This window comes from Streptomyces sp. sk2.1, assembly GCF_008120935.1.
Taxonomy (GTDB): domain Bacteria; phylum Actinomycetota; class Actinomycetes; order Streptomycetales; family Streptomycetaceae; genus Streptomyces.
This window is the reverse complement of record NZ_RDBO01000033.1, coordinates 288,851-314,637: the sequence shown is the minus strand read 5'-3', so window position 1 is coordinate 314,637 and position 25,787 is coordinate 288,851. Positions and strand designations below refer to the sequence as shown.

Below are 25,787 nucleotides of genomic sequence, written 5' to 3'. Positions count from 1 at the left end.
AAGTCATGGAGGCCCTCCACCGGTACTACGCCGCGTCCTCACCGGCCGTGCCGAGAGCAGCGTCGTCGCACAGATCGCATACGACGTTTGCGCCCCGTCGCCGGTTTGGGCGGTCCTGGCCGTACCAGGGGGCCGCTCCGCCGAGGTCCCCCACCGGAAAGGCCGCGTGCAGGACACGCGTGTGCCTGAGCTATCCGGGGATTGTGCTGGGGTCGGTGCCGGTCAGATCGCGGCTCGCGTCCCACAACCGCGCCGAGACGGAAGTGTCGGCGAGGTGGTTCCACACCGGTTCGCGCCGGGGCTCGCCGCGCAGACCGAAGACGCGCGGTCCCCACAACTGGCCTCCCCGCACGGCCGGGTCCAGTACCGCTCGGACCGCGGGCCAGGCGCCGGCGTGCTTGCCCTGGACGAGGAGGGCCGCGGGCGCCGCTCTCAGCCGTGCGCCGTTGGTACGCACGTGGACCGGTGGCCGTGACGGGGTGAGGGAGTCCAGCGCGCCGCCGGGGTGGACCACCACGCTTGCCACCGTGCTGCCGACAGCACGCAGGCGGCGGTCGAGTTCGACGCCGAAGTACATCTGCGCCAGCTTGGAGCGACCGTAGGTGCGCTTGGGCCGGTAGTCCTTCCGGGACTGCAGGTCGTCCAGGTCGAGCCGCTCGGACTTCGCCGCGAAGCTGCCCACGGTCACGACACGGGCCGCCGGCGCGGCCGACAGCAGCGGCATCAGCCACTGGGTCAGGGCGAAGTGCCCGAGGTGGTTCGTCCCGAACATCAGCTCGTGGCCGTCGCCGGTCTCCTCGCGCGGCAGGTCGTCGAGCGCGACGCCGGCGTTGTGGATCACCGCGTCGAGGCGTCCCGCCCCCAGCGATTCCACCGCCGCTTCGAGCGACGGGAGGTCGGCGAGGTCCAGCCGTACGGACCGCACCCGCGAACCGGGGACACGGGCACGGATCGAGGCCATGGCGGCTTCGGCCCTGGCGGGATTCCGGCTGCCGAGCACGACGGTGGCTCCGGTCGCCGACAGCTGCTCCGCGACGAAGTACCCGATGCCTGCGTTGCCGCCGGTGACCAGGAAGACACGGCCGTCAGCACCGGGTGGGCGTTGGACGCTCCAGGACGAGGTGGAGGATACGGGCGACATGGGGACGAGGCTCCTTGCTGTCGAAGGCGACTACGGCTGTTCCCTCGGACAACCGGCATCCACGGTTCCAGCGGCCACCGACACATCGCCCACGAGTCACCGACAGCCCTGCCGGACGGCCGACATCCCGCCGACGCGGCCCTGGCTCAACTTCTGTGAACGTGCGCCTCCCCGGTCCGGGGGCCCGCTTGGAGCAAGCCGCTGACCTGCCGGTTCACCAGAACCGTCGCCCTCGGGAGCCGGAATCGGCTCGGCTTCGCAGAAGGTGAGCCAGAACCTGATTTCGGGAGTCGCTCACGGCCCGGCGGGTGGTTTACGGGTGGGAGGAGTTGAGGTACGGGAAATCCTGGTGGGATTGATCTCGATCGGAACGCCCGGCCGAGGAAACCCGGCCGGGCGTTCCGGATGAGCCGGGCGTTCCGGATGAACGGCTACGACTCCGCGGTCAGAGCTCGCCTCGGCGAGCGAGCTGATTCACCGCGTTCTCACGGATGATCTCGTTCTCGGCGTCGCGCAGGCCCTTGAGCGCGTCCCGGGCTTCCTCGCCGGGAATGGCGCCGAGCGCCCAGATCGCCTTCACCGCGAGCGCCCGGTTCTCGTCCCAGTCCAGGTGCTCGGGAACCCAGTGAGTCGCCAGGACCAGCGTCGGCATCGTCCTGGGCGAGCGGAGCCTGCCCAGCATGGACACGATGTCCTCGTGCTCCCTGTGCCATTCGGCAGGGAACAGCTCGGTCAACGGCTCCATGAATTCCTCGGCCGAGGCGTCGGCGGCGCCATGGACGATCAACGCCATCTCGACGTCGTCGGCGTCCCGGCGCTCCACGGCGTCCCGGAGCAGCCGGAGCGCCAGGGCCCCACCGTCGGACTCGCCGAAGTGGGCGAGCACCTCGTCGATCGTGCGCGTCCGACCCACACCTGGTACGAATGCCAGGCCCATGATCAGATCCTGCTCCTCAGGGGTCATCGCCCGACCACCTCCCATGTGGTTGATGTTCTCGTTGAAGAGGTGGAAGCCCCGGACGACGAGCACGGGAACGCCCGTGCCCTCCAGCCGGCCGGTCGACCGCACCCGCAGGGTGTCCTTCTCACAGGCAACTTTATCGACCGCGGTTTGGAGGGCAGGGATCCTCGGGAGGCGGACGGCTTCCTGCGGAGGGCGGAAGTACGAGGGCCCGGGCACCCGGAGGACATACGCGTGCATGCCGGTCGATCATCTGCGATGGCTGGAGCGTGAGGGCTTGCCGCCGGAGACGGTGCCCCTGCGCGTTCTCGGGCGATACATGAGAATCGCAGGGGCCGGGGTCCTACTGCCGCTCGCCCACTGACCTCGCTGTCAGCGGCCAGTGCGACGATCCCCGGGCAGCCACGCAAGGAGAGACATGGGTACCTGGGACATCGGCCCCTTCGACAACGACACCGCCGCCGACTTCGGCGGTGACCTGGACGGGACAGCACGGGAAGAACGCGAAGCCATGATCCGGAGCGTGCTCGAACGTGCCGCCGGGCCTGTGGACTTCCTTGGTGTCTACGACGGCGAGTGTGCAGTGGCCGCGGCGGCCCTGGTCGTCGCCCAGCATCCTGGCGGCGATCCGGTGTGTTCGGGCCATGGTCCATCGGAGCCGCTGCCGGAGTTGCCCGCAGACCTTCGGATGCTCGCCGTCGACGCCCTGGACCAAGTGGTGTCCAACCGGTCCGAACTCGCCGAGCTGTGGGCCGAAGCCGTGAACTGGTCGAAGTGGCGCCAGGACATCACCCGCCTCCGCGACGTCCTCGACCCTCCGGTCCCGCCGCAGGAGGAAGCCCTCTTCGAGATCTGATCGGTGACCCGCGGTCACGGACCGCAGAACTTGAGCCGGAACCCGAACTCACCGAAGACAGGCCGCTTCGTGCGCCGGGCCCTCTCCCGGAAGATCGCCCTCGGCCTCGGCTTCCCGGCCGTGAACGGCAGCGAGCCGCCGGGGGCCCGGCCGCCCACGCAGCCGACGTTTCCCGTCGCCGCTCGGAAAGTTGCTGGTGGATGGAGGCCGTCTCCGCCACAATCCCGGCCATGCCCACAACGAAAGTGCTGGTGATCTGTGGACCCGCAGGTGTCGGCAAGTCCTCAACCGCCTACGAGATCGCTCGTCTGCTCGCGGAGCGGAACGTCTCCCACGCTCTGATCGATTCCGACGAACTGGACCGCGTCCATCCCTGGCCACCGGAAGGGCAGGAACCCGGCGAGCTGGCCCGCCGCAACCTCGCCGCGCTCTGGGCCAATTTTGCGGCCCTCGGCCACAGGCGGCTTCTCATCACAGGTGTGTTCGCCACGCTCAGCAGCGAACTTCCCTGGATCTCGGACGCTGTTCCCCATGCCGACATCACGCCCGTCCGCCTGATCGCCGACCTCCCCACCCTCAAGGCCAGGATCTGCCGCCGGGAGATCGGCTCGGGCGCCGACGACCAGCTCCGCCGGACGCTCCAGCAGCTCGACCGGATGAGGCAGTCGGACTCGACCGGTACGGAAGTCATCGACACGAGCGACCAGCACGTCGGCGACACCGCGAAACGGATTGTCAACGCATGGCTGGGCAACCCGGCCACGCAGCCGTAGGGCCATTCAGGCAGTTCCGGTACCCGAATCCGCCATTGGCGATCTGTCCCGAGGACGTCTTTTCCCACCACGGCTCCCGCATCGCCCTCCGGCTTCGTAGGCCGGGCGATGCCCCCCTGGCGCGACAGGACGAGCCGGACACGGTCGACCCGGGGCGGTGCACTGCGTGCAGCGGCGCTTCCGCCTCGCCCAGGCCCGCGTCCGGACCGGCGGGGCGCTCCCGGCCACCGTCGGGAAGGCGGTCGTGCGGGGTGAGGGCCTCGGACAGTGGGTTACCGCACGGCGGGACGAGGGCGGGCGGGAGCAGTCGGCGCCCGCGCAGCGGCTGCTGTCGGGGAGCCCCGGGCTCGAACCGGCCGGGAAGCGGGCAGCGGGCCGACCGATCGGCCCGGCATGCGCCGGTGGCCGACGGGACGGTCCGCACGGTTCCTGAGCGACCTGGCGCGGGCCGATCGGCCCGCGCCAGGTCGCTCTCGCACCCGACCGATCCCGCGAACGGCTGAAAACGGCTCAACCGCCACGACCGGGCTCAACCCGCCACTCGTCTCCCCCGGTCCCTTCCCGTGACCGCAGTTCACGATCACGGGAGCCCGCACATGTCAGCCGCACGTACCGTCCGTACCCTCCTCGCCGCCGGACTCGTCACCGGGATCACCGCCACCGCGCTCGCCGCGCCCGCCATCGCCGCGTCACCGGCCGAGCCGTCCCACGCCGCCACCCGGCAGGCCCTGGAGGCGGCCGTCGCCGAGGGCGTGCCCGGGGCCGTCGCGCAGGCCCGTGACGGAAGGGCCCGCTGGGCCGACACCGCGGGGAAGCGGAAGAAGAGCGATCGGTTCCGGGTCGGATCCATCACCAAGACCTTCACCGCCACCGTCCTGCTCCAGCTCCAGGCCGAGGGCCGGCTCGACCTCGACGACCCGGTCGAGAAGTGGCTGCCCGCCGTGGTGCGCGGGCACGGGCACGACGGGCGAAGGATCACCGTCCGCCAGCTCCTCAACCACACCAGCGGCATCTACAGCTACACCGAGGACCCCGGCTTCCAGGAGAAGGTCTTCGGTCCCGGCTTCCTGCAGCACCGTTACGACACCTGGACCCCGGAACAGCTCGTCGCCGTCGCGATGGCGCACGAGCCCGACTTCGCCCCCGGGACGGACTGGAACTATTCCAACACCAACTTCGTGCTGGCCGGGATGGTCGTCGAGAAGGTGACCGGGCGCCCCTACGGCAAGGAGATCGGGAACCGAATCGTCAAGCCGCTCAAGCTGCACGCCACTTCCGTGCCCGGCACCGGCTCCCGGATGCCCGAGCCGAACTCCCGCGCCTACTCCAAGCTCTCCCCCGGGACCGGCGGGCCCGTCCACGACGTCACCGACCTCAATCCGAGCATCGCCGGCGCCGCCGGCGAGATGGTCTCCGACGCGAACGACCTGCAGACCTTCTACCGTGCGCTGCTCAAGGGCCAACTGCTCCCGAGGGCCGAGATGAAGGAGATGACCGACACCGTCCAGGTCTCTCCCGACCTGCCCGACGTCGGCTACGGGCTCGGTCTCATGTGGCAGAAGCTGAGCTGCGGCAAGGAGGTCTGGGGGCACGGCGGCGGCATCCACGGGTCCCAGTCCGAGGCCCAGGTCACCCGGGACGGGAAGCACTCCCTCGCCGCCAACTTCAACGCCGACTGGGCCGGTGACACCCAGAAGCTGATCGAGGCGGAGTTCTGCGGCACGGTTCCGGCGAAGCGGTAACCCGTCAGCGGGGCAGGACGACCACGCGGGCGGCCGGCCGACGGTCACGCCGCCGCTTCTCGGGCTCGGACCGTCCCGTCGAGGACGGCCCCCTCCACCGCGTGATCGTCCGAGCCCCGGCCGGGCGGGGAACGGCGGCACAGGACCGCCTCGCGCCACCCTCGCCGGGGACGGCGCCGGTCACGCCCGTGCCGGCCCCGGCCTCCTGACGGAGCCCGTCCGGCCGGGCCTCGTCGAGGCCGGCGCCGCGGGCGGCCGGCACGTGTGCGTATCCATGCCGGTGAATCCTGATCCTGCGGGCGGGCTCAGGTCACGCGTTGCGGGCGTTCTCGCCGAACAGCCTGTCCAGATGCAGATCGATCGCGGTGAGTGCGTCCTGCGGCCCGATCACGTCCAGTTCGATCAGGGGGGTGAAGCCGGTGAGGGCGAGGAGCAGGTTGGTCTCGGTCGCCGGATCGCGGTCGGAGTCGATGTGCCCGTCGGCGACCGCCTGGCGGACCAGCTGCTCGACGAGGGCCCGTCCCCGTACGAGGCCGCGGCGCGCCTGCTCGTGGACGGCCTCGTCGTGCAGTGCCTCCAGGACGTAGGCGGCACTCATCCGACTGGTCGCGCGGGCGTCGGCGTGCAGGGGGAGCATTTCCGCGAGCGTCAGTCGCAGTACGTCACGCGGATGCGGGCGGTCGCCGAGCTCCTTGAGTCCCTGTTCGACGCGCAGCGACGTCCGCTCGGACGCGAAGTCCATGGCGAAGGACAGCATGGAGGCCCGGGAGGCGAAGTAGTGCTGCAACTGCCCCAGGGAGATGCCCGCCTCCTGTGCGACCACACGCATCGTCAGATGCGAGACACCGCGTCGCTCCACCACTCGCCACAGTGCGCGGGCGATCGCCTCGCGGCGTTCGCGGTGATCCACCTGTTTCGGCATCGCCGCCCCCTCCCGTCTTCCTCAGCGGCCCGGAATCTTTTCCATACAGTTGACATAATACACCTGACCTATGAACCTGGGGTCATGCCTGGACAACTGCCCGAACGGCCAAGGGTGCGGACCACGGAAGGTGTCGTGCAGGGGCGCCGACGACAGGGGCACGCGGTGTTCCGCGGCATCCCCTACGCCCAGCCCCCGGTGGGAGCGTTCCGCTTCGCCGCGCCCGCCCCGCCGCACCGCTGGGAGGGGACGAGGCAGGTGGCGGAGTTCGGCCCCGCGGTGCCGCTGTCCCTGCCGGTCGATGCGGGTCCGTCACAGGGCACGGACTGGCTGACGCTGAACGTCTGCACTCCGGATACGGGTGCGGCGGGACTACCGGTGCTGGTGTGGCTCCCGGTGGGCGGCTACGTCTCGGCGGCGTCGAGCGACCCGATGTACGACCCGGCAGCACTGGCCGGGGCGGGACTCGTCGTGGTGACCATCAACTGCCGCGTGGGCGTCGAGGGTTTCGCGTTCCTGGACGACGCGCCGCCCAACCGCGGATTCCTCGACCAGGTCGCGGCGCTGCAGTGGGTGCGGGGGAACATCGCCGCCTTCGGGGGCGACCCCGACCGGGTCACCGTGGCCGGACAGTCCGCCGGGGCGGGGTCGGTCGCCGCCCTGCTCGCGATGAGATCGGCGCGCGGCCTGTTCCGGCGGGCCATCGCCCACTCGGTGCCGGGACTGCACAGCACCCCCGCGCTGGCACGGCAGGTCACTGCCGCGTTCGCGCAGCGGCTCGGCGCGGCGGCCCCCACCGCGGCGGCCCTGCGGGAGATCGACCCCTGGCGCCTGGCCGCAGGGCTCACCGCCTTCAACGCCGATCTCCATGCGCACCGGGAGAACTGGGGACGGCTCACGGAGACCGGCACCGCCCTGTGTCCCGTCATCGACGGAGAGGTCCTCCCCGAAACGCCGTGGTCCGCGCTGACCGGTGGGCGCGCGAGCGGGATCGAGCTGCTCACCGGCCACACCCGGGACGAATTCCGGCTGTTCAGTGTCATGGGCGGACGGCGGGGCACCTTCACCGGGCAGGACGCCCGTGCGGCCTTGGAACTGCTTGCCCCGCAACCGCACGGCGCGGAGGCGTACCGTGACGCGTTTCCCCGGGTCGACCCGGAGGAGTTGGTGGAGACGGTGTACTCGGACGCCCTCTTCCGTATGCCGTCGCAGAAGCTGGCCGAGGCGAACGCCGCAGCCGGCGGCACCTCGTACCTGTTCGAGCTCCGCTGGACCGCCCCGGTGCTCGACGGTGCCCTGGGTGCCTGCCACAGCCTCGATGTCCCTCTGGCGTTCGGCACGTTGGACAGCCCTGTGGGTGTGCGACTCGTCGGAGAGGAGCCCGCCCCCGAGGCCGTCGCGCTCTCCGACGAAATCAGGGGGGCATGGATCCGCTTCGTCACCACCGGGGACGCGGGCTGGGCCGCCCACCGGCCCGACCAGCGGCTCACCCGCGTCCTGGACGCCGAGTCGGAGACTCTGCCCTACCCCGAACAGGCCTCCCGCCGGATCTGGGAAGGCCACTCCATCGCCCCCTTCGATCTCTCGTGGAGCCCATGACGTCCGGTACCGGCTCCGTCGCCCCGCCTCCGACGGGGCCGCGTCCGGCACTCGGCGCGTCGGCGGAAGGCCACGGACGGGAGTTGTGAACCCGGGTCGGCCGGGAACCGCACCAGCGGGTCGGCGGCCGACTGCCGGGTCGTGGACGCCCGTACGCTTCCGGACCGTCGTGGGGCGCCTCAGCGGTTGTCCCTCACCAGGCCGCGGGCAGGTGGAGAGGGCTGCGGCTGACGGTTCCGCGCCGCCACACGATGTCGTCGGCGGTGAGGGTGAGGCGCAGGGCGGGCAGGCGGGAGGCGAGGCGGTGGAGGGCGAGTTGGAGTTCGGCCCGGGCGAGCCAGGTTCCCAGGCAGTAGTGCCGGCCCGCGCCGAAGACGAGCGAGGGCCTCGGCAGGGGTGAGAACAGGTCGGCGTGAGGGTTGCCCGGGAATGCCTCCGGGTCACGGTTGGCGGCGACGCGGTCGGTCGCGACGAATTCACCGGAGCGGATCGTCATTCCGCCGAGTCGGATGTCCTCGGTGGCGGCGAGAAGACGGCCGGGGCGTTCCTCGTGGTCGTTGAGGGGAATCAGGTGGAGCAGGCGCTCGGTGAGGACCGCGGCGCCCTGTTCGTCGCCGGCCAACCGGGCCCAGGCCGCGGGCTGTTCGGTCAGCAGATAGACCAGGGAGTTGCTGAGCATGGTCATGGTGGTGTCGTGACCCCCGACGATCATGGTGGCGATCAGATTGACCAGCGCGGCCTCGGGGATACCGCCTTCGCCGTCGGCGGCCTGAACGATGGAGCTGACCACGTCGTCACCGGGCGCGCCGCGCCGCTCGGTGATCAGCTCAGCGGTGAACGCGGTCAGTTCGCATCGGGCGCGATCGCCCTCCTCCCGCGCTGCGGCGGACTCGGCGAAGGCGTGTTCGGCCCAGTGCAGCAGCCGCTCGATGGGAACGTCGTCCACGGCCAGCAGCCGGTGAATCACCGTGCAGGGCAGGGGCAGCGCGTAGTCGGTGACGAGATCGGCGGGCGATCCCTTCTCGACGAGGCCGTCCAGGAGCCCGTCGACGACCGCGGTCACCCACGGCCGCATGTGCTCCACCGAGCGCGGCGTGAAGGCCCGTCCGACGGCACGCCGCAGGCGCAGGTGCGCGTCGCCGTCCTGCTGGCCGATGGCTTCGCGGCTGTCCAGCAGGCTGGGGCTGTCGGCGACCGGCGACGTACCGGGCTCGTGGATGGGTGAGCGCCCGAAGCGGGGGTCGGTGAGGACCTGGTGCACGTCGTCGTACCGGGTGACGAGCCAGACGGGCGTGCCGTTCGGCAGCTCGACGAGCCGGGGCGGCCCGGGCACCGGGGACTCAGCCCGGTGCAGGGGGACGGTGGGGGCGACGGGCACGGTGTTCCTCCTGGTTCCTGCTGCAGCGGCAGCCCGGACAGCCGGGCACGCCTCGACACCCGACCAACGACAGAACTCCGATTCAGGTCATTGGGTGATTTTGGAACTTTCCAGGTGTCGATCGAGTCCCTGCCCCGGCCGGAGCGGCAGTTCTCGCTCGTGGTCCGTCTCGCCGAGGTGCGGGCGGTCGCCGCACGGTTCATCCCTCTGGAAGGTGACCTCTGATGCCGGTGTCCACAGCACCCGCCACGAACCCGTGTGGAGCCATGGCCCGGCTGCCGGCCGACGGGCTCCCGGCCACGAACGCGCACGACGGCGCCGCGGACATCGCCCTGTTGGACGGGCCGCCGAGCACGCCGAAACCCACCTGGTGGTCGTAGCCGGCCGCCCCGTACCGGGAAACCGGCACGGCTCCCGCGGTTGGGAAGAGTTCGGCGCCGAGGCGGCCGTCGGACCGTTGTGACCATCGTCGACGGCAGTTGTCGGGGCACCGGTTGGCCATCCCGCACCGCCGCTGCAGAGGCTGGGAACTCCTGCCCCGGAAGGAGGAACACAACCGCTCCCACAAACGGGCCCGCGCCCGCGTCGAGCACGTCTTCGTTTGGATGAAGGTCCGGAAGATCTTCATCGCGCGACTGCACAACCTCGCCCTCGGCGAGTGGGCGAGCGGTTCACGCGTCGACCACCCACGTCCGGGCCACACCATAGACCGTTCACGGGGCGGTCCTCATGAGACCACGCGCGTGCCCGTGGGCATGTCCCGAAGCCGGCGCAGCGGGCTGGCCAGGAGGATTCCGCTGCAAAGGACGAGGAGTCCGGTCATCACCCACATGGTGGAGCGCAGTCCGATCGCCGATCCGAGCCCGGCGCCGACCAGGGCACCGACCGGAATCGTCCCGTGGTTCACGAACATGGAGGTGGCGACAACTCGGCTCAGCAGGGCGGGTGGGGTGTAACTCTGGCGGAAGCTGCCGAAGACCACGTTGCAGACCATCGCCCCGGAAACCAGCAGGATCGATCCCATGACGAAGAGGATGAGCGTCGCTCCCCCCGTGGTCATCGGCAGGAGCAGGCCGAAGGGCGCAGCTACGAGTTGGACCAGCAGCGGACCGCGGGCCGTGCCGAGGCGTCGGCATATCGGCCTCGCGACGGCTGCTCCCAGGATGCCGCCCAGCGCACCGGCGGCGGCCAGGGCGCCGACCATGCCCGGTGCCGCCCCCACGTCGCGGATGAGGAAGAGGACCAGGATCGACTGGTACCCGGTGAGCGCGAAGTTCGCAGCCGCCCCGAACGTGGTGAGGGAGCGGAGGAATGGATCGCCGACGATGAACCTCAGCCCGTCGGCGACGTCCTTGAACAGCGAACCGTCGGACCGGTCACGCGGCTTGGACGGCTTCCGCGGAGTCCGGATCATCATCAGCATGATCGTGGACACGAGGAATGTGCCCGCGTCGGCGAGAAGTCCCGTGACCGCCCCGAACAGCTGGGCGAGGAGACCGCCGACGCCAGGGCCCGCTACTTGTGCTGCGGAAGCGCCGCCCTGGAGTTTCGAGTTGCCTTCGATCAGATCTTCCTGGCCGACGATTTCCGGCAGGTAGACCTGGTAGGCGGTGGTGAAGAAGACCGACGCCACACCCCCCAGCAGGGCCACCGCCAACAGGTGCGGCATGGACAGGACATCGAGCCAACCCGCTACCGGCACACTGGCGAAGACGACCATGGACACGACGTTGCACGTGAGCATGACAGCCCGTGCCGGGAGGCGTCCCACCCACACGCCTACCGGCAGCCCCAGGAATAACCAGGGCAGCCACACGGCCGCGGTGAGCAGACCCACGGCGAACGGACCGGCGTCGAGCGAGACCGCGGCGACCAGCGGCAGGGCCACGGTGGTGATGCTGCTGCCGAGCTTGCTCGCCGTCTCGCCGACCCACAGGAGCCGGAAGTTCCGCTGGGCGAGCAGCCCCCAGCGGGACCGGGCCGGGCGAGCCGGCTCCGGTGGCAGTGTTTGGTTCCGGAGGCTCTGCGACCGGGACTCGGAGGACATCACAGCATGCACGCCTTTCGTGAGAGCGAATCGTTCCCGGCGGCGTGGCCCTGCCGCGGGCGGCCCGTCGCCGTCCGGCCTTCCGGGGTCCCGAGAACCGCGATGGCCGACAGCAGCAGACCGTCCTTGGCGAGCCACCTGCCCTGCAGCAGGCCTGCCTCGGGCGAGGGCCACTTTCTTGGCAGAATCCGCGCGGTGAACGTCGTGGAGTCGGTTTCCAGGGAGATGATGGCCTCGTCGAAGTCCAGCTGCTGCTGGGTGAAGGGGAACCAGCTCTTGTATACCGTCTCCTTGATACTGAACAGCAGCCGGTCCCAATGTACTTCGGGAGCGAGGAGCCGTAGTCGGTCCAGGAGCCGCTGCTCCTCGGGCAGCGCTATGAACTCCAGGATTCCCTCGGGCAGTGGGGCGTTCGGTTCGGCATCGATGCCCAACATGTGCGCGTCGCCCGTCTGCGCGAGCACCGCGGCGCGGTAACCGGTGCAGTGAGTGATGCTTCCCAGGACCGATGCCGGCCATTCGGGAGCGCCGTCGAAGCCCGGCAGGATCGGCATGGCCGGGAGACCGAGGCGCCGCAGGGCCTGGCGGGCGCACCAGCGGCCTGTGGCGAACTCACTGCGCCGCGCCGCCACGGCCCGCTCGACGACACGGGCCTCTTCCGGGTAGAGGTGGGCCTGCGGCACGTCGCCGAACACCTCGGACACGGCCATGCCATACGGAAGGATCTGCTCGATCACAGGCTGACTCCCATCGACCGGGCCGGGATCCGACTGCAGTACGAGAACGGTGACGTTCCTTCATCCCGATCCGGGGAGCCCGCGGTGAAGGCGGCGAGGTCGCTCCGGATCGCCGCCGTCACATCCGGCTCCCGGTCCTGGAGGTAGAAGTGGCCGCCCGGGAAGAGACGCGTGGCGAACCGGGACCGGGTGTGGGCGCCCCACCTCCGCATGTCCTCGTCGGCGAGGTTCCCGTCCTCGTCGCCCCAGTACGTGCTGAGGGGACACCGCAGCGCCCTGTCCGCAGCGCCCTGATAGGTCTCCACGGCCTTGAAGTCGGCCCGCAGGGCGGGGATCACGGTGGCCAGGAAGTCCCTGTCGGACAGCAGCGCGGAGGGTGTTCCGGAGAGTCGGCCCATCTCGGCCGTGAGTTCCTCGTCGTCCATGAGGTGCACGCCCCGGTCCTGCCGTACGGACGGCGCACCCCGGCCCGAGGCGATCAGACCGATCAGATCGACCGGACCGCCGGGCCGGTCCCGGTCCTCGAGGCGCAGCGCGACCTCGTAGGCAAGAACCGAACCCATGCTGTGCCCGAAGAGCGCCAGGGGACGGTCCAGCCAGGGCGCCAGCGCGTCGACGATGTGGTCGGCCAGTTCCCGGAGGTCCTCGACGGGCCGTTCGGCCAGGCGGTCCTGTCTGCCGGGGTACTGTACGAGCAGGACGCGGTTGTCGACGGACAGCTCCGCCGAGAGCGAGTGGTACGTCACCGCGGATCCGCCCGCGTGGGGAAAGCACACCAGGGTGCGGCCGTCCCCGCCCGGCTCGTGGTACTGGCGGATCCAACCCTCATGATCCGGCCTGTACGTGTTCGGGGCCGAGGCCGTCGTCGAGGTCATCGCTGCTCGCCTCCGGTCGGCATCAGCAAGTCCCCCGTGACATCGGCGACGGCCGGGCAGCCGGCGAGGGCGAGGGCGAGATCGAGGTCGGCCAGCAGACACCGCAGGACGTGGGCCACGCCCTCCCGCCCGTCCAGGGCGAGTCCGTAGAGGTAGGGGCGGCCGTAGAGCACCGCGTTCGCGCCGAGGGCGAGTGCCTTGAGGACATCGCTGCCCGTTCGTACGCCGGAGTCGAGGAGGACCGGGAGGTCCGGGCCGACAGCGGCGCGGACAACCGGCAGGGCGTCGAGCGCCGCGACGGAGCCGTCGAGTTGGCGCCCGCCGTGGTTGGAGACGACGAGACCGTCGACGCCGTACTCCCGCGCCCGGCGGGCGTCGTCCGGATGGAGGACGCCCTTGAGCAGGATCGGCAGCTCCGTCAGTTCACGCAGCCACGGCAGGTCGTCCCAGCTCAGCGCCGGATTGCCGAAGACACGGGCCCAGTGCTCGACGACGGCACGCCCGTCGGCGTCCGTCGGCAGGCCCGCCCGGAAGGCGGGGTCGGAGGTGAAGTTGGCGAGGCCCGCACCGTGCAGGAACGGAAGGTAGCCGTTGTCCATGTCCGTCGGCCGATAGCCGAAGGCGGGCGCGTCGACTGTGAGGACGAGTGCGGTGTAGCCGCCGGCCTCCGCACGGCGGACCAGGGACTCCGCGACCGCCCGGTCCGAGGGCCAGTAGAACTGGAACCACCGCTGTCCGTCCGGGGCGGCCCGCGCCACCTCCTCCAGGCTGTGGGAGGACCCGGTGGACAGGACGACCGGCACGCCGGCATCCGTCGCGCCCCGAACAGTGGCGAGTTCGCCCTCGGGGTGGAGCACGGTCTGCGAGGCGATCGGGGCCAACAGGACGGGGACGGGCAGGCGTTGTCCGAAGAGGGTGACCGACAGGTCACGCGCGCTGACATCGCGCAGCATGCGGGGCACGAGCCGACGGCGATCAAAGGCCTCCCGGTTTTCCCGGCCCGTCCGGCCGGTCCCGGCGTTGCCGATCACGTATCCGATGGCGGCCGGCGTCATTGCCTTCAGCGCCTCGTCCTCCAGCGCTGTCAGGTCGGTGGGCAGGCGGGGAACGCGGCCGTCGCAGCCGGCCCGGTAGATCTCACGCACCAGATCGGCGGGGACTGCCCGCATGGCATCTCCATTCAGGGGCGGCGCGGCGGGGGCCGCGATCGTGGGGGTCGTGGTACGGGAGCCGTTCATATGAGGTCCGTCCGGATCCGGTCGGTGAGGCGGAGGGCCGAACCGGTGCCGGGGTCGGCCAGGGCGAAATGGCCGCCGGGCAGCAGCTCGGTGCGGGCGTCGCGGGTGGTGTGGTCCGCCCAGCCGCGGCACCGGTCGGCGTCGGCCTTGGGATCCGCGTCGCCGAGCAGCACCGTGACCGGAACCGTCAGGGCGGTGTCGGCGGGGCACCGGTAGCGGCGCAGGGCGCGGTGGTCGGCCCGGAGCAGGCCGACCACCTGCCGTACGGTCTCCTCGTCCCGGAGGAGTTCCTCCGGGACCCCGCCGAGGCGGCGCAGCTCGGCGACGATCTCGCCGTCTGCGCACGCGTCCAGGTCGCGCTCCTCCCAGTCCCGGGAGGGCGGCAGGGCGGCCGAGACGATCAGCCGGGTCACGGTGCCCGTCGCGGCGAGGCGTCGGGCCGTCTCGAACGCGACGAGCGCGCCCATGCTGAGGCCGGCCAGGAACAGCGGCCGATGGTCGGCGGTTTCGGCCAGGGCCTGTGCCGCCTCGTCGGCCAGGACCGCGATCTCCTCCGCATGCGGGTCGGACCTGCGCTCGTGCCGACCGGGGTACTGAACGGCTTCGAGGCCGATGTCCTCGGGGAGCGCGTATGACAGTTCCGCGAAGGCCCTGGCGGTGCCGCCCGCGTGCGGGAAGGCCACGAGACGGGCGGCCGCGTTCTCCTTGGGGTGGAAGGTGCGCAGGCAGCGGGCTCCCGCGCGGACAGCTGTGGTCATGCGGCACCACCTTCCGTGGCCGTGCCGATGGCGGCCAGCACACCGTGCAGCCGGTCACGCGCCGCGTCGCGCAGCAGGTCGCCGAGCGGTTCGTCGGCGAGTTCGGCGGTGAGCCGGACGACCTCGTCGAGCGCCGCCTCGACGGCCGGGGAAACGGAGGGTGGCGGGTTCTCGTCGGTGTCGCCGAGTTCTTCGCGGAGATGGTCGACGAGGTCGGCGGGGGTGGGCCAGTCATAGATGAAGGTCGCCGGCAACTTGACCCCTGTCACCTTGGTGAGGCGGTTGCGCAGTTCCACCGCGGTGAGCGAGTCGAACCCGATCTGGTCGAAAACACCATCGACGGCCACGACCTCGGCGGAGGCATGCCCGAGAACGGCCGCGATCTCACGACGGACCACGTCCGACAGACCGGCCACCGACGAAACCGCAGCCTCGGCGGTCGGGGGCTCGTCGGTGTCGGGGGCGGTGTCGCCGAGTTCTTCGCGGAGATGGTCGACGAGGTCGGCGGGGGTGGGCCAGTCATAGATGAAGGTCGCCGGCAACTTGACCCCTGTCACCTTGGTGAGGCGGTTGCGCAGTTCCACCGCGGTGAGCGAGTCGAACCCGATCTGGTCGAAAACACCATCGACGGCCACGACCTCGGCGGAGGCATGCCCGAGAACGGCCGCGATCTCACGACGGACCACGTCCGACAGACCGGCCACCGACGAAACCGCAGCCCGTTCCGGCACCCGCACGGATACGGGAACCACCGGTGCGGGGGCTGCGGGGACCAGCGCCCGCAGCAGCGGCGGGAGGGTGCCTGCGGCGCTGCGGGCACGCAAGCCGTCCGCGTTCCACTCGGCTGCGACGGCCACGGGCACGTCGCGGCGCAGTGCGGCGTCGAACATCTCCAGGCCGTACTTCACCGGCAGCGGCGCCACGCCCGTGCGGGCCACGCGCGCCAGGTCGGCGTCCGTGAGGCCGCTGCCCATGCCGCCGGAGCCCTCCCACAGGCCCCAGACCACGGACACGCCCGGTCGTCCCGTGGCTCGCCGCCGCTCCATCAGGCCGTCGAGGAAGGCGTTCCCGGCGGCGTAGCCTGCCTGGCCCGCCGAGCCGAGGGTGCCGGCAATCGAGGAAAAGGCGACGAACGCGCTCAGGCCGAGACCGTCCGTCAGGTCGTGCAGGTTGAGCGCCGCGTCCACCTTGGCACGCAACGTGCGGTCGAGCTTCTCGGGCGTCAGGGAGGCGAGGACGCCGTCGTCCAGGACCCCCGCCGCGTGGACCACTCCGCCGACGCGGACACCGCGCGCGGTGAGGTCCGCGAGGGCGGCGGCCAGCGCGTCCCTGTCGGCAGCGTCGCACATCGCCGTGTGCACCTCGGCGCCCAGGTCGCGCAGCTTGTCGAGCGCGTCGGCGGTCCCGGCCGTTGCGCCGCTGCGCCCCATCAGGACCAGCTGCCGCACGCCGTGGTGGGTCACCAGGTGACGGGCGGTCAGCCGGCCCAGCCAGCCGAGGCCGCCGGTGATCAGGACGGCCCGCGACGGGTCCCAGGGGCCGGCCTCGTCCGGGAGGGCGAGGACGACCTTGCCGATGTGCCTCGCTTCGGCGAGGTGGCGGAAGGCGTCGGGGGCGCGGCGCACGTCCCAGACCGAGACGGGCGGCGCCTGGAGAGCGCCCTGTTCGAAGAGGCCGAGCAGGGCGGTCAGCATCTCCTGGATGCGGTCGGGTCCGGGCTCGCGCACGTCGTACGCCCGGTAGGCGACCCCGGGGTTCTCGGCCGCGACGGCGGCCGGGTCGCGCCGGTCGGTCTTGCCCATCTCCAGGAAACGGCCGCCGCGCGGCAGCAGCCGCAGCGAGGCATCGACGTACTCACCGGCGAGGGAGTTGAGCACCACGTCGAAGCCCTCGCCGCCGGTGGTGGACCGGAAGCGCTCCTCGAAGTCCAGGCTCCGGGAGGAGGCGATGCGGTCCTCGGGGATGCCCGCGGCACGCAGGACACCCCACTTGGCGGGGCTCGCCGTGGACCAGGCGCGGGCGCCGAGGTGCCGGGCGATCTGGAGGGCGGCCGTGCCGACGCCGCCGGTGCCCGCGTGGACCAGGACCGATTCTCCGGCGCGCAGCCCGGCGAGGTCCACCAGGCCGTAGTAAGCGGTGAGGTAGGTGACGGGGACCGCCGCGGCCTGGGTGAAGGACCAGCCCTCGGGGACGCGGCACACGAGCCGGTGGTCGGTCACGGAGACCGGGCCGACACCGGAGAACAGGCCCATCACCCGGTCGCCGGGGCTCAGCCCCGTGACGCCGGGGCCGACGTCGAGGACGGTGCCGGCTCCCTCGCCGCCCTGGCCGGGGTTCTCGGCGGAGACGTCCACGGCGGGCGGGATGACGCCGAGGGCGAGCAGGACGTCACGGAAGTTCAGGCCCGCGGCCCGCATCCGTACCCGTACCTGACCGTGGGCCAGCGGCTCGTCGGCCTCCGGCCAGGGTTCGAGGGACAGGTCCGCGAAGGACTTCCGGGCAACGTAGTCGAGCCGCCAGTGCGGCGTGTCGGCCGGCGGGACGAGAGCCCCGGCAGGACCGTCCGGGCCGAGTACGGGGCGGTGGGCGACGCCGCCGCGCAGGGCGAGTTCCGGCTCGCCCGTTGCCAGCGCGGCCGGCAGGGCGCGCCGGGACTCGGCCGTGCTGTCCTCGTCGACGAGCAGGAAGCGGCCCGGGTGCTCCCGGTCGGCGGAGCGGAGAAGTCCCCACACGGCACGCTGCTCGGGGGTGGTGACCGTCTCGCCGCCCACGGCGACCGCGCCGCGGGTGAGCGCGACGAGCCGGGTGCGGCTCAGCCGCTCGTCGTCGACGAGGAGACGAGTGAGGGACAGGACCCGGTGCAGGACTTCGCGGACGGAGTCGGCGGTCGCGGCCCCGTCGTCGGCCGAGGCACAGGGCAGCAGAAGCAGGTCGGGCGCGGGTGAGCCGGCGGCCAGCGCGGCGGCCAGCGCCTCGGCGTCGCGGTGGACGGGCGGTGCGGCACCGGCCTCGCCGAGCGCAGCGGCCAGGCCGTCCTCGTCGGCGCCGAGCAGGGTCCAGCGCCTGGGGGCGAGGGGGCGGGCCGGTACGGGCAGTGGCGACCAGGAGGGGACGAGCAGGCCGTCGCGGGAGTCGGCCCCGGCCCGTCCGGTGCTCCCCGTGCTTCCGGTGCCGGAGGGCAGCGGGCGGAGCGCCAACGCGGCCACGGAGACGACCGGGGCGCCAGTGGCATCGGCTGCCTCGATGGCGACGGAGTTCGCGCCGGCCGGGGCGAGACGGACGCGCAGCCGCCCGCCGGCGGGCCCGTGGAAGCGAACCCCGGACCAGGCGTAGGGCAGCAGCCCCGTGCCGCCGTCGACGACGCCACCGGTGGCGAGGGGGTGCAGGGCCGCGTCGAGCAGCGCCGGGTGCACTCGGTACTCGCCGGGCCGCGTTGGACCGTCCTCGAGCAGGGTCACCTCGGCGAAGGTCTCGTCGCCGAGGCGCCACATCGCGTCGACACCCTGGAACGCGGGCCCGTAGGCGAGGCCCCGCGCCGCCAGGTCGGCGTACAGCTCGGCCGGTGGGACGGCGACGGGCTCGGCATGCGTCGGGGGCCAGACGGAGAGGTCCGCGGGCCACCCCCCGCCGCCGGGGGCGAGGGAGCCGTGGGCGTGCCGGACCCACCCCGACTGCTCGGCGCTCCTCCTGCCACGCGCGGGCTCGCGGCGGGAGTGGAGGGTGAGGGCCCGGGCGCCGGAGGCGTCCGGCGCGGCAAGGAACAGCCGCAGCTGCACCGGGCGGTCCTCGGGCACGACGAGCGGGGTTTCCAGGAGGAGTTCCTCGACGAGGGTGCAGCCCGTCTCGCGGGCGGTCCACGCCGCGAGGTCCAGGAGCGCGGTGCCGGGCACGAGCACCTCGCCCGCGACCCGGTGATCCGCCAGCCAGGGGTGCTCGGTCAGGGAGAGCCGCCCGGTGAACAGCAGCCCGTCGAGACCGGGCACCTCGGCGACGGCGGCGAGCAGCGGGTGGCCGGTCTCGTCGAGGCCCGCCGCTCCCGTTCCGGACGTACGCTGTTGCGTCCCCTCCAGCCAGTAGTGGCCGCGTTGGAAGGCGTACGTCGGCAGCTCGACGCGGCGGGCGGTTCGTCCGGCGAAGAGCGCGGCCCAGTCGACGTCCGCGCCGTCCGTGTGGAGCCGGGCGACCGCGTCGAGGAGGGCAGTGGCCTCCGGCTGTCGGCGCCGCAGGGCGGGGACCACCCGGTGGCCGCCGCGGGGGCGCCGCCCGGTGTCCTCGGCAAGACAGTTCGCGGCGACGGCGGCGAGGTCGCCGGAGGGGCCGAGGTCCAGGAAGCGGACGCAGCCGAGGCCGGCGAGTCCGTGCACCGCGTCCTGGAAGCGGACCGCCTCGCGGACGTGCCGCACCCAGTACTCGGGGTCGGAGAGCTCGGCTGCCGTCGCGGGCCTGCCGGTGAGGTCGGAGACGAGCGTGATCCGGGGCGCGTGGAAGGTCATGCGCCGGGCGACCTCACGGAACCGGTCGAGGGCGGGTTCCATCAGCGGCGAGTGGAAGGCGTGGCTGACCCGGAGCCAGGTGGCCTTCCCGCCGCCGGACTCGAAGGCGGCGACGATCGACTCCAAAGCCTGCCGGTCGCCTGAGAGGACGGTGGCGCCGGGCCCGTTGACAGCCGCGACCGACACGGCGCCCTCGTACCCGGCGAGCAGCGCGACCGCCTCGGTCTCCTCGGTGCGCAAGGCCACCATCGCCCCGCCGGGCGCCAGGCTCTGCATGATCCGGCCACGGGCCGCGATCAGCTCGGCCGCGTTCTCCAGGGAGAGGACTCCGGCGGCGTGCGCGGCGGCGAAGGAACCGACCGAGTGGCCGAGGACGGCGTCGGGCCGGACGCCCCAGGACTCCAGGAGGCGGTGGAGGGCGACCTCGCAGGCGAACAGCGCGGGCTGGGTGTACTCGGTGTGGTGCAGGAGCGCCGCTTCCGCGGAGTCCTCGGGTGCGAAGAGCACCTCCCGCAGCGGCCGCTCCAGGTGCGGGTCGAGCGCCGCGCAGACGGTGTCGAAGGCCGCGGCGTACGCGGGGAACGTCTCGTACAGCTCCTTGCCCGCCCCGGCCCGCTGGGAGCCCTGGCCGGCGAACAGGAACGCGGTCCTGCCCTCCTTGGCGGTGCCCCGCACGGCCTCCGGGCCGCCTTCGGGGCCGGTCTCGTCCGCCAGAACCCGCAGGCCCGTGAGGAGCCGGTCGCGGTCCTCGGCGACGAGCACCGAGCGGTGGGCCAGATGGGAGCGGGTGGTGGCGAGCGAGCGGCCGAGGTCGGCGAGACCGATTCCCGGGTCGGCGGTCAGGTGGTGGTGGAGCCGGTCGGCCTGGGCACGCAGGGCGGTGGCAGTGGCCCCGGAGAGCAGCACGGGGACGGCGGGCAGCGGCGCCGCGGCCGGCTCGTCGGACGGCTGCTCCTCCGGGGCCTGTTCCAGGATGACGTGGGCGTTGGTGCCGCTGATCCCGAAGGAGGACACCGCCGCCCGGCGCGGACGGCCGTGCTCGGGCCAGGCGCGCTCCTCGGTCAGCAGCGCGACCGAGCCGTCCGACCAGTCGACGTGCGGGGTGGGCTCGTCCACGTGCAGGGTGCGGGCGAGCACACCGTGCCGCATCGCCATCGTCATCTTGATCACCCCGCCCACACCGGCGGCCGCCTGCGAGTGCCCGATGTTGGACTTGAGTGATCCCAGGTAGAGCGGGGTGCCGTCGGTACGGTCCCGGCCGTAGGTGGCGATCAGGGCCTGGGCCTCGATCGGGTCGCCGAGCCGGGTGCCCGTGCCGTGCGCCTCGACCGCGTCGACGTCGGCCGCCGACAGGCCGGCGGCGGTCAGCGCCTGGCCGATGAGCCGTTCCTGCGCCGGGCCGTTGGGCGCCGTCAGGCCGTTGCTCGCGCCGTCCTGGTTGACGGCGGATCCGCGGACGACGGCCAGGACATGGTGCCCGTTGCGGCGGGCGTCCGAGAGCCGCTCCACGAGGAGCAGTCCGGCACCCTCCGACCAGCCGGTGCCGTCCGCCGAGCCCGCGAAGGGCTTGCAGCGGCCGTCGGGGGCGAGCCCGCGCTGGCGGCTGAACTCCACGAACGGCGTGGGCGTCGCCATGACGGTCGCGCCGCCGGCCAGGGCCATGGAGCACTCGCCGCGCCGCAGCGAGGCGCACGCCAGGTGCAGCGCGACCAGGGACGACGAGCAGGCCGTGTCCACGGTGAGCGCCGGGCCTTCGAGACCGAAGGTGTACGAGACCCGCCCGGAGGCCACGCTGCCCGCGCTGCCGGTGCTGAGGTAGCCCTCGTACGCCTCCGGCGCCGGGGAGAGACGGGATGCGTAGTCGTCGTACATGGTGCCGACGAAGACGCCGGTACGGCTGCCGCGCAGGCTGCGGGGGTCGATGCCGGCGTGCTCGAACGTCTCCCATGCCGTTTCGAGGAGCAGGCGCTGCTGGGGGTCGATCGCCAGCGCCTCGCGCGGGGAGATCCCGAAGAACTCGGGGTCGAAGCGGGCGGCGTCGCGCAGGAAGCCGCCCTCCCGCACGTAGGAGGTGCCGGGGGTGTCCGGGTCCTCGTCGTACAGGTCCGTGAGGTTCCAGCCCCGGTCGGCGGGGAACGGGCCGACGGCGTCGACGCCGTCGGTGACGAGCCGCCAGAGGTCTTGTGGGGAGCGCACCCCGCCGGGGAAGCGGCAGGCCATGCCGACGATCGCGATCGGCTCCTCGTCGCGCTGTTTCCTGCGGGCGTGGGCCTGCTTGAGGCGCGCGTTCTCCTTGAGCGCGGCCCGCAGCGCCTCGACGACCTGCTGCTGGTCGGTGGACGTCATCGTGAATCTCCTACTGCCCTGTGGGCGGGTTCAGGACTCGCTGCTGCCCAGTGCCATGCGCACCAGGTCGTCGCCGGTCATCAGGTCGAGGTCGAGGGGGGTGTCGAACAGGTCGTCCAGTCCGTCACCCGGGCCGTCGTACGCGTCACGGGCGGGCTCGGGGGCCAGTTCGGTGCGGAGCCGGTCGGCGAGCGCACTCGGCGTGGGGTGATCGAAGACAAGCGTCGGAGGCAGTTTGACGCCGGTCTCGCCGACCAGCCGGTTGCGCAGTTCGACGGCCGTCAGGGAGTCGAAGCCGAGGTCCTGGAAGCGGCGTTCGGCCGCCACCGTGCCCGGGTCCGCATGGCCCAGGACGGCGGCCACCTGCTCCCGCACCAGTTCGACGAGGATGTGGTGGTGCTCCGGCTCCGGTGCACGGGCGAGCCGCGCGCGGAGCTCGGCCGGCCGGTCCGCGGTCCGGGCGGTCGGTGCGGCCTGCCGACGGGCCGCCGGCACCAGGCTCCGTACGAGGGCGGGGGCCGACTCCGGGTCCATGGCAGCCGTGTCGATCCCGGCCGCCGCGAGCACCGGTACGTCACCGGCGCAGGCCGTGTCGAGCAGGGCGAGACCCTCGCGGTCGGACAGCGCCCGGATGCCCGAGCGGGCGAGGCGGCGCAGATCGGCGGCGTCGAGCTCCCCGCCCATGCCGCCGTCGGACTCCCACAGGCCCCAGGCGAGGGAGAGCGCCGGGAGCCCCTGGGCGTGGCGCACTGCGGCCAGGGCGTCCAGGAAGGCGTTGGCCGCGGCGTAGTTGCCCTGGCCCGCCGTGCCCAGCATCCCCGCGAAGGAGGAGAAGAGCACGAACGCGTCCAGGTCGAGGTGACGGGTCAGTTCGTGGAGGTGGAGGGCGGCGTCGGCCTTGGGCCGCAGCACCCGTTCCACCCGCTCGGGCGTGAGCCCGCCGATGACCGCGTCGTCCAGGACGCCCGCGGCGTGGACCACTGCGGTCAGCGGCCGTCCGGGGTCCACCGAGGCCAGGACGGCGGCGAGCGCCTCCCGGTCGGCGGCGTCGCAGGCGGCGACGGTCGTCTCGGCCCCTTCGACGGCCAGTTCGGCCACGAACTCCGCGGCTCCCGGCGTCGCCGTGCCCCGCCGACCGGTGAGGAGCAGCCGGCGCACGCCGTGCTCCCGGACCAGGTGACGGGCGACGAGCCGGCCGAGGGTGCCCAGGCCGCCGGAGATCAGCACGTGGCTGTCGGACCCGAACGGTGCGGTGGTGCCGGAGGGGCGGCGGATGCGCGGCCGACGCAGCACCGGGACGGACATCCGGCCCTCGCGGAGGACGAGTTGGGCCTCCTCGCTCGCCACGGCCCGGGCCAGGACCCGCAGGGAGTCGGCGGCGGCGTCGGTGTCGATCAGCGAGAAGCGTCCGGGGTGCTCGGACCGGGCGGAGCGCAGCAGACCCCACGCGGCGGCGAGAGCCGGGTCCGGCCCGGTGCCGCCCTCGGTCGCGACGGCGCCCGAGGTGAGGAGGACGAGCCGGGAACCGGCGAGGCGCTCGTCGGCGGTCCACTCGCGGGCGAGGTCCAGGACCGTCCGCGCGGCCAGGGCCGTACGGGCCGCCAACGGATGCCGTGCGGCGGCCGTTTCGGCTCCGGTTTCGGCCGCGAGCACGTCGACCGGGTCCGTCGCGCCCGGCTCGGCTCCGGTGGCGGCGGGCTCGGTCACGAGGACCACCGCCGGTGCCCGGTCGCCCTCGTCCAGGGCGCGCCGCAGCTCCCCGAGCCCGGGGTAGTGCCGTACGGAGACTCCGGCATCGCGTACGGCCTCCGCCGTGCCCGCACCGTCACCTCCCACCACGGCCCAGTCCGCTCCGGCCTCGATCGGTGGGGCAGGTGTCCGCGACCGCTCCCACTCCAGGACGAAGAGACCGTCGCGGGCAGCCCGTCCGGACACCAGGTCGGCGCCCGAGGGGAGTTCGCGCAGGGTGAGGGCGTCGGCGGCGAGCAGCGGGGCACCGGTCCCGTCGGAGACGAGCAGCGAGACGACGTCGGGACGGCCCCGGCGGAGCCGGACGCGCAGCACGTCGGAACCCGGGACGCCGGTGCCGTCACCCAGTGCGGTCACACCGCTCCACGCGAAGGGGACCACCAGCGGGGCGGCGTCCCCGGCGACCGCGAGCAGCGGGTGCAGCGCGGCGTCGAGGGACGCGGGGTGCAGCAGGAAGCCGTCGCCGGCCGCCCTGCCGTCGTCCTCCGCCGTCACCTCGGCGTACAGGTCGTCCCCGTGGCTCCACACGGCATGCAGGCCGCGGAAGGCGGGGCCGTAGCCGTAGCCCCGGTCGGCCAGCCGTGTGTACAGATCGTCGACCGGAACCGGGGTGGCGCCGAGCGGCGGCCATTCGGCCGACTGCCCGCTGTCCGGCCCGTCGGTGGTCCCGGCGCCGTCCAGCAGGCCGTCGGCGTGGCGGATCCACGGGCCCTCGGAGTCGTCGGCCGCACGGGCGTGCAGGGTCACGGGACGGGTGCCGTCCTCGGCCGGGGAGCCGACCAGGAGCTGGACGTCGACGGCTTCCGCGGCAGGCAGGACCAGCGGAGCTTCCAGGGTCAGGTCCGCGATCCGGCCGCAGCCCGTCTTCCGCGCCGCGTACAGCACGAGTTCGGCGACGGCCGCGCCCGGGAGCAGCGCCGTGCCCATGACCGTGTGGTCGGCCAGCCAGGCGTCGGTGCCCAGGTCGAGCCGGCCGGTGAAGACCCGGCCGAGGCCGCCGGCCAGCTCCATGCCGCTGGTGAGCAGCGGGTGCTCCGCGCCGTCCGCGGGACCGCCCGTGGCGGTCACGGGCGCGGCCGGGGGCTCGTCGATCCAGTACCGCTCCCGCTGGAAGGCGTAGGACGGCAACGGCACGGTACGGGCCCCGGGGAAGAAACCGCTCCAGTCGACGTCCGCGCCGCCCGCGTGCGCCAGGGCGAGGGCGGTGGTGAAGGTGCGGATCTCGGCGTGGCCGCGGCGCAGCAGCGATATGGCTCCGGTGCCGGGGGTGTCGTCGAGGCAGGTGTGGGTCATCGCGGACAGGACGGGGTCGGGACCGAGTTCGATGTAGCCGGTGACGCCGAGGTTCTGGAGTACCCGGACACCGTCGGCGTAGCGGACGGTGCCGCGCAGGTGGCGTACCCAGTAGTCCGGGTCCGAGAGTTCGTCGGTGGTGGCGAGAGTGCCGGTGACGTTGGAGACGAGAGGGACGGTCGGCCGGGCACAGGTGATTTCGGCCGCGACGGTGCGGAACTCGTCGAGGATCTCGTCCATGTGGGGCGAGTGGAAGGCGTGACTGACCCTGAGACGGCTGGCCCTGCGCCCCGACTCCCGCCAGTGACCGGTGAGTTCGAGAACGGCGTCCTCGTCCCCGGTGACCACGACGGAGGCGGGACCGTTGACCGCCGCGACGGCCACACGCCCTTCGTAGGGGACGAGAGCGGTGAGGATCTCGTCCTCGGTGGCCTGGAGAGCGGCCATGGCACCACCGGCCCTGGCGGACTGCATGAGCCGGCCACGCGCGGCCACGAGCGTGCAGGCATCGTCGAGGGAGAACACACCGGCCACATGCGCGGCCGCAAGCTCACCGACCGAATGCCCCAGAAGGTAATCGGGAGTGACACCGTGATGCTCCATGAGCCGGTACAGGGCCACCTCCAGAGCGAACAGCGCAGCCTGCGCGTACTGGGTCCCGTCAAGAGCGGCAGCCTGCACACCGCCCTCCTCGGCGAACACCAGCTCCTTGAGAGAACCCCCCAGACGGGCATCGAACCGCTCACAGACAGCATCGAACGCAGCAGCGAACACCGGCTGGGACACATACAGCTCACGACCCATCCCAGCACGCTGACTGCCCTGCCCCGTGAAGAGGAACGCAGTCCTCCCCGAACCCGACACCACACCCGTCACCAC

At 72.5% G+C, this 25,787-nt stretch carries 14 protein-coding genes and 4 pseudogenes; 6 read left to right on the top strand and 12 right to left on the bottom strand.

The window, feature by feature from the left end; genetic code table 11:
* Positions 1-190: 190 nt before the first annotated feature.
* Together EAO76_RS13430 and EAO76_RS13425 are read right to left on the bottom strand one after the other, a co-directional pair.
* Positions 191-1,141 (bottom strand): SDR family NAD(P)-dependent oxidoreductase, encoded by a 951-nt coding sequence (locus EAO76_RS13430; protein WP_148836149.1) that lies wholly within the window; start codon positions 1,139-1,141, stop codon positions 191-193.
* A 445-nt stretch (positions 1,142-1,586) separates the two neighbouring features.
* A complete protein-coding gene (locus tag EAO76_RS13425; RefSeq protein WP_148836148.1) occupies positions 1,587-2,210 on the bottom strand; it encodes a HEAT repeat domain-containing protein in 624 nt (207 codons plus the stop codon).
* Between the two features lie 310 nt (positions 2,211-2,520).
* On the opposite strand from EAO76_RS13425, the gene EAO76_RS13420 reads away from it, so the two are divergent.
* The 3 genes from EAO76_RS13420 to EAO76_RS13405 all read left to right on the top strand — a co-directional run bounded on the left by EAO76_RS13420 (position 2,521) and on the right by EAO76_RS13405 (position 5,473).
* Complete coding sequence (locus EAO76_RS13420) at positions 2,521-2,958, top strand: DUF4259 domain-containing protein (protein WP_148836147.1); 438 nt, start codon at positions 2,521-2,523, stop codon at positions 2,956-2,958.
* Positions 2,959-3,188: 230 nt separating this feature from the next.
* Positions 3,189-3,731: an AAA family ATPase gene (locus tag EAO76_RS13410; RefSeq protein WP_148836146.1), complete on the top strand. Its 543-nt coding sequence runs from the start codon at positions 3,189-3,191 to the stop codon at positions 3,729-3,731.
* A gap of 596 nt (positions 3,732-4,327) precedes the next feature.
* Positions 4,328-5,473, top strand: coding sequence for a serine hydrolase (locus EAO76_RS13405; protein WP_148836145.1), 1,146 nt, complete (start codon positions 4,328-4,330; stop codon positions 5,471-5,473).
* Between the two features lie 310 nt (positions 5,474-5,783).
* Here the strand turns inward: EAO76_RS13405 and EAO76_RS13400 are convergent, their stop codons facing one another.
* Positions 5,784-6,395 (bottom strand): TetR/AcrR family transcriptional regulator, encoded by a 612-nt coding sequence (locus tag EAO76_RS13400; RefSeq protein WP_148836144.1) that lies wholly within the window; start codon positions 6,393-6,395, stop codon positions 5,784-5,786.
* An 84-nt stretch (positions 6,396-6,479) separates the two neighbouring features.
* Here EAO76_RS13400 and EAO76_RS13395 point away from each other — a divergent pair, with 84 nt between their 5' ends.
* The gene (locus tag EAO76_RS13395) at positions 6,480-7,994 is read left to right on the top strand and encodes a carboxylesterase/lipase family protein (RefSeq protein ID WP_222872157.1); all 1,515 of its coding nucleotides are present in this window, start codon (positions 6,480-6,482) and stop codon (positions 7,992-7,994) included.
* A 193-nt stretch (positions 7,995-8,187) separates the two neighbouring features.
* Here EAO76_RS13395 and EAO76_RS13390 read toward each other — a convergent pair whose 3' ends face one another.
* Entirely contained in the window at positions 8,188-9,372 is a 1,185-nt protein-coding gene (locus EAO76_RS13390; RefSeq protein ID WP_148836143.1) for a cytochrome P450, read from the bottom strand.
* Positions 9,373-9,596: 224 nt separating this feature from the next.
* Here EAO76_RS13390 and EAO76_RS44500 point away from each other — a divergent pair, with 224 nt between their 5' ends.
* Both EAO76_RS44500 and EAO76_RS46140 read left to right on the top strand, forming a co-directional pair.
* Positions 9,597-9,752, top strand: coding sequence for a hypothetical protein (locus EAO76_RS44500; RefSeq protein WP_187438596.1), 156 nt, complete (start codon positions 9,597-9,599; stop codon positions 9,750-9,752).
* Positions 9,728-10,025, top strand: a pseudogene (locus EAO76_RS46140) (transposase); the annotation flags it as partial. The gene EAO76_RS44500 and the pseudogene EAO76_RS46140, both read left to right, overlap by 25 nt.
* A gap of 74 nt (positions 10,026-10,099) precedes the next feature.
* Here the strand turns inward: EAO76_RS46140 and EAO76_RS13385 are convergent.
* The 8 genes and pseudogenes from EAO76_RS13385 to EAO76_RS13355 form a co-directional block, all read right to left on the bottom strand.
* On the bottom strand, positions 10,100-11,419 hold the full coding sequence (locus tag EAO76_RS13385; protein WP_148836142.1) for an MFS transporter: 1,320 nt from the start codon (positions 11,417-11,419) through the stop codon (positions 10,100-10,102).
* Positions 11,419-12,156: a 4'-phosphopantetheinyl transferase gene (locus EAO76_RS13380; protein WP_148836141.1), complete on the bottom strand. Its 738-nt coding sequence runs from the start codon at positions 12,154-12,156 to the stop codon at positions 11,419-11,421. The genes EAO76_RS13385 and EAO76_RS13380 overlap by 1 nt, the downstream gene beginning before the upstream one ends.
* Positions 12,153-13,031 carry a thioesterase II family protein gene (locus tag EAO76_RS13375; RefSeq protein WP_148836140.1) on the bottom strand — a complete coding sequence of 293 codons (879 nt, stop codon included), beginning with the start codon at positions 13,029-13,031 and terminating at the stop codon, positions 12,153-12,155. Before EAO76_RS13375 ends, EAO76_RS13380 begins: the two co-directional genes overlap by 4 nt.
* A complete protein-coding gene (locus tag EAO76_RS13370) occupies positions 13,028-14,200 on the bottom strand; it encodes an alpha-hydroxy-acid oxidizing protein (RefSeq protein WP_148836139.1) in 1,173 nt (390 codons plus the stop codon). Before EAO76_RS13370 ends, EAO76_RS13375 begins: the two co-directional genes overlap by 4 nt.
* A 65-nt stretch (positions 14,201-14,265) precedes the next feature.
* Positions 14,266-15,027, bottom strand: a complete 762-nt coding sequence (locus EAO76_RS13365) for a thioesterase II family protein (protein ID WP_148836138.1) — start codon at positions 15,025-15,027, stop codon at positions 14,266-14,268.
* Positions 15,024-18,050: pseudogene (locus EAO76_RS47570) on the bottom strand (SDR family NAD(P)-dependent oxidoreductase); the annotation flags it as partial. The pseudogene EAO76_RS47570 and the gene EAO76_RS13365, both read right to left, overlap by 4 nt.
* Positions 18,051-18,209: 159 nt before the next feature.
* Positions 18,210-22,232: pseudogene (locus tag EAO76_RS47565) on the bottom strand (beta-ketoacyl synthase N-terminal-like domain-containing protein); the annotation flags it as partial.
* 342 nt (positions 22,233-22,574) lie between these two features.
* Positions 22,575-25,772 (bottom strand): annotated as a pseudogene (locus EAO76_RS13355) (SDR family NAD(P)-dependent oxidoreductase); the annotation flags it as partial.
* Positions 25,773-25,787 lie beyond the last annotated feature (15 nt).